The sequence below is a fragment of the Nocardia sp. NPDC049737 genome, assembly GCF_040674755.1.
GTDB lineage: Bacteria > Actinomycetota > Actinomycetes > Mycobacteriales > Mycobacteriaceae > Nocardia.
The window spans coordinates 15,875-20,652 of the sequence record NZ_JBFANH010000063.1; the positions used below are offsets into that span (position 1 = coordinate 15,875).

General features: G+C 67.2%; 4 protein-coding genes. 3 read left to right on the top strand and 1 reads right to left on the bottom strand.

Annotated elements, in window-relative coordinates; translation table 11 throughout:
• Positions 1-78 precede the first annotated feature (78 nt).
• Positions 79-864 carry an electron transfer flavoprotein subunit beta/FixA family protein gene (locus AB0J47_RS40860; protein WP_364359644.1) on the bottom strand — a complete coding sequence of 262 codons (786 nt, stop codon included), beginning with the start codon at positions 862-864 and terminating at the stop codon, positions 79-81.
• A gap of 219 nt (positions 865-1,083) precedes the next feature.
• On the opposite strand from AB0J47_RS40860, the gene AB0J47_RS40865 reads away from it, so the two are divergent.
• From AB0J47_RS40865 to AB0J47_RS40875, 3 genes are read left to right on the top strand one after another with little or no spacing between them, the layout of a single operon-like run.
• Positions 1,084-1,887, top strand: a complete 804-nt coding sequence (locus AB0J47_RS40865) for a class I SAM-dependent methyltransferase (RefSeq protein ID WP_364359647.1) — start codon at positions 1,084-1,086, stop codon at positions 1,885-1,887.
• Positions 1,884-3,416: a glycoside hydrolase family 57 protein gene (locus AB0J47_RS40870; protein ID WP_364359650.1), complete on the top strand. Its 1,533-nt coding sequence runs from the start codon at positions 1,884-1,886 to the stop codon at positions 3,414-3,416. The genes AB0J47_RS40865 and AB0J47_RS40870 overlap by 4 nt, the downstream gene beginning before the upstream one ends.
• 11 nt (positions 3,417-3,427) lie before the next feature.
• Entirely contained in the window at positions 3,428-4,681 is a 1,254-nt protein-coding gene (locus tag AB0J47_RS40875) for a glycosyltransferase family 4 protein (RefSeq protein WP_364359653.1), read from the top strand.
• Positions 4,682-4,778: the final 97 nt, after the last annotated feature.

The following is a 4,778-nucleotide window of genomic DNA, read 5'->3' on the forward strand; positions in this document are numbered from 1 at the left end:
CGCTACGCCCTGCGTGGTCACGCTTCGCTACCTCCTCCGGGCGCTGAACTCACACCGCGGGCACAGTCTCGGGCGGGATCAGATGATCTTCTGACCGACCAGGTACGCGGCGATCTTGGTGCCGCCGTCGCCCTCGTCCGCGATCTTCTCGCCCGCGGTGCGCGGGGGCTTCGGGGTGGCCGCGGTGACGGCGGTGCCCGAGTTGGCCACACCGACGGTCGACGGGTCGACGCCCAGGTCGGCCAGCGTGAAGGTCTGCACTTCCTTCTTCTTCGCGGCCATGATGCCCTTGAAGGAGGGGAAGCGCGGCTCGTTGATCTTCTCGGTGACGCTGACGATGGCCGGGAGGGTGGCCTCCAGCTTGAACACGCCCTCGTCGGTCTCCCGCTCGCCGGTGATCTTGTCGCCGTCGACGGTCAGCTTGCGCAGGTGCGTCAGCTGCGGCAGGCCCAGGTACTCGGCGATGATCGCGGGGACCGCACCGGAACGACCGTCGGTGGCCTCGTTGCCCGCGATGACCAACTCGACACCCTCGACCTGGCCCAGCGCACTGGCCAGCACCCAGGCGGTCTGCACGGCGTCGGAGCCGTGGATCGCCGGATCGTTGATGTGGATGGCCTTGTCGGCGCCCATGGACAGCGCCTTGCGGATGGCCTCGGTGGCCCGGTCCGGACCGGCGGCCAGCACGGTGACCTCGCCGCCCTGGGCCTCCTTGATCAGCAGCGCTTCTTCGACGGCGCGCTCGTTGATCTCGTCGAGGACGGCGTCGGCGGCTTCGCGATCGAGGGTGAAGTCACCGTCGGTCAGCTTGCGCTCGGACCAGGTGTCGGGAACCTGCTTGATGAGTACGACGATGTTCGGCATCGGTCTTCGTCGACCTCCTGTTCTGGTTACACGTGTGTGGTGGTCGCACGAGCTGCGCCGTACGTCCTTGTTTGTAGCTCAGGGCGTGACACTACCCTACGTTAAGTTACTCATGGGTAACTTAGCGGCTCAGCTCTCAGAACGGCGATCCTGGCGATAATGCGCGGATCCCCCGGGTGCGGGTGCCCCGCAATATTCAGTACCAGTAACGTCGGAGCGATGAGCGAGGCTGTGATCCCTGCCGCAGTAGGCACGACCCCGGGCATTACTCCCGAGTCGGCCGTGGAGCCGTTGCCGCTGACCGGCGAGCGGACCGTACCCGGCATCGCCGAGGAGAACTACTGGTTCCGTCGGCACGAGATCGTCTATGCGCGCCTGCTCGAGCGGTGTGCCGGAAAAACGGTGCTGGAGGCCGGATCCGGTGAGGGTTACGGTGCGAACATGATCGCCGATGTCGCCACCAAGGTGATCGGTCTGGACTACGACACAAGCGCGGTCGAGCATGTGCGCTCGCGTTACCCGCGGGTGGAGATGATCCAGGGCAATCTCGCCGCGCTGCCGCTGGAGGACGAGTCGGTCGATGTCGTGGTGAATTTCCAAGTGATCGAACACCTCTGGGACCAGGGCCAGTTCATCCGGGAATGCCTTCGGGTGCTGCGCCCCGGCGGCGAACTGCTGATCAGCACGCCGAACCGGATCACCTTCTCCCCCGGCCGTGATACCCCGCTCAACCCGTTCCACACCCGCGAACTCAATGCCGATGAACTCACCGAACTGCTCGTCGACGCGGGTTTCCGGGTCACGCTAATGACCGGCGTGCACCACGGGCCGACCCTTAAGGCGTTGGACGCCAAGCACGGTGGCTCGTTCATCGACGCGCAGATCGAGCGTGCGCTGGCCGGACAGCCGTGGCCCGCCGAGCTGACCGCAGATGTCGCCGCGGTCGCCATCGACGATTTCGCACTGATCACCGAGGACATCGATGCGAGCCTCGACCTGGTCGCCATCGCGGTGAAGCCTTGAGCAGACAAGAAGTTCCCGGCCAGTTCACCCTGGTCCTGCATTCCCACCTGCCCTGGCTGGCCCACCACGGCCGCTGGCCGGTCGGCGAGGAATGGCTCTACCAATCCTGGGCCGCCTCTTACCTTCCGGTCGTCGATGTACTGAGAACCCTTGCCGCAGAGGGGCATTCGCATCTGGTCAGCCTCGGGATCACACCGGTGCTCGCCGCCCAGCTCGATGATCCACATTGTCTTGCGGGCATGCATCATTGGCTCGGCAATTGGCAGCTGCGCGCCGACGAAGCCGCGATGGCGGGCAATGTCGCGCTCGGCAGACATGAGCACCGACTGGCCGCGGCGGCACTCGCGGAATTCGAACTGCACTGGCGCCATGGCGCGGCGCCGGTGTGGCGGCAGCTGATCGACGCCGAGGCCATCGAACTGCTCGGCGGCCCGCTCGCGCACCCGTTCCAGCCCCTGCTACACCCGCGGCTGCGCGCGTTCCAGCTCAGCGAGGGGCTGATCGATGCCAGGCAGCGCTGGGGCCACACCCCCACCGGCATCTGGGCGCCCGAATGCGGCTACACCCCCGGTATGGAGACCGGATACGCGGCCGCGGGCGTGACGCATTTCATGGTCGATGGACCCGCATTGCGTGGCGATACCACCTTGGGCCGCCCGGTCCGGGAATCGGATGTGGTGGCCTTCGGGCGGGATCTGCAAGTGAGCTACCGGGTTTGGTCGCCCAAGTCCGGCTATCCGGGGCAGAGCGCCTACCGTGACTTTCATCACTATGACCATGCCACGGGTCTCAAGCCCGCCCGCGTCACCGGCAAGACGGTCGCCGGCCCGGACAAGGCGCCGTACGACCCGGAACTGGCGGCCGCGGCGGTGGTCCGCGATGTCGACGATTTCGTGCGGACCGTGCGCGAACGGCTGATCGACGAATCGGCGCGTATCGGGCGTCCGGCCCTGGTCGTCGCCGCATTCGATACCGAATTGTTCGGGCACTGGTGGCATGAGGGTCCGCAGTGGCTGGCCCAGGTGTTGCGGGCATTGCCCGAGGCGGGCGTCACCGTCGGAACGCTGGCCGATGCCAGAGCGCGCGGGTTCGTCGGCGAGCCGGTCCCACTGGCCGATTCGTCCTGGGGTTCGGGTAAGGATTGGCGGGTGTGGGCCGGCGACCAGGTCAAAGACCTGGTGGAACTGAACGAAGATATCGTCCGCCTCACGCTGGATACAGTCGACAAAATGCGGGCCGCGGACGGCGGACCCGCACTGCGCGACCCGGTTGCCGACCAACTGCTGCGCGAAGCCATCCTCACTGTCTCCAGCGACTGGGCATTCATGGTCAGCAAGGACTCCGCGGCCAGCTATGCACGCGACCGGGCGCACCGACACGCCCACGCCGTGCGGGAAATCGCCGCCGCTGTCGGGGCGGGCCAAGTCGCCAAAGCACACCAGTTGACGGCAGGATGGGGGGCGGCCGACGGGCTGTTCCCGAGTTTGGACACCCGGCGGCTGGCGATCGCGGACCGAGACTCCGCCTGATAAGGACATTCATGAAAATCTTGATGGTGTCGTGGGAGTACCCACCGGTTGTGGTCGGTGGGTTGGGCCGCCATGTGCATCACCTGGCGGTCGAACTGGCCGCGGCCGGTCACGAAGTGGTCGTGCTCGCCCGCCGCCCCTCCGGCACCGACTCCGTGACCCATCCCACCCACTCCTACATCGCCGAGGGCGTGTTGGTGGTAGCGGTCGCGGAGGATCCGCCGTGTTTCGACTTCGGCGAGGACATGCTCGCCTGGACGCTGGCCATGGGCCATGCCATGGTGCGCGCGGGTGTCGCGCTCGGCAAACCCGGCATCGGCGACGGCTGGGTCCCGGATGTCGTGCACGCGCACGATTGGTTGGTCGCGCATCCGGCGATCGCGCTGGCCGAGTACTACGACGTGCCGCTGGTATCGACCATCCACGCCACCGAGGCCGGGCGGCACAGCGGTTGGGTCTCGGGTCGGGTCAACAAGCAGGTGCATTCGGTCGAATGGTGGCTGGCCAATGAATCGGACGCGCTGATCACCTGCTCGACCTCCATGCAGGACGAGGTGGAGCGACTCTACGGGCCCGAGCGGGTACCGATGACGGTGATCCGCAACGGAATCGATGTGGGCGCGTGGACTTTCCGGCCGCGGGCACCGCGCACCGGTCCGCCACGGCTGCTCTATGTGGGTCGGCTGGAATACGAGAAGGGCGTGCAGGACGCGATCGCCGCACTGCCACGCATCCGCCGCGCCCACCCCGGCACCACGCTGACCGTCGCCGGTATCGGCACCCAGTTCGAATGGCTGCGCGAACGCGCCCGGGTGCATCGGGTCGCGCGCGCGGTGACCTTCGCCGGTCAACTCGATCACGAGGAACTGCTCGGCTGGTTGCACGGCGCCGATGCCATCGTGCTGCCGAGCCGCTACGAACCCTTCGGCATCGTCGCACTCGAAGCGGCCGCCGCCGGTACCCCGCTGATCACCTCCACAGCGGGTGGTCTCGGCGAGGCCGTCATCGACGGCGTCACAGGCGCATCCTTCGAACCGGCGGATGTGGACGGCATCGTCGAAGCGGTGCGCGCCACCCTCGACGATCCGGCCGCCACCCAACACCGCGCCTACGCCGCGCGCGAACGCCTCACCGCCGACTTCGCCTGGGACGTCGTGGCCGCCGAAACCGCCCTGGTCTATTCCTCGGCCAAACGCCGCGTCCGCAACCCGCTCGGCCGCCCCACCATCATCGAACGCCCCCTCCCCGAGCGCGATCCGAAGTAGCGCCTAGGGCGTGTTTCATAAGTGCTGAGGGGTGATCGCCGCCGTCGTGATTGCGGCTGAAAGTCGTTGCCGGAGTGGGTGTGTCGATGCCGTGAGA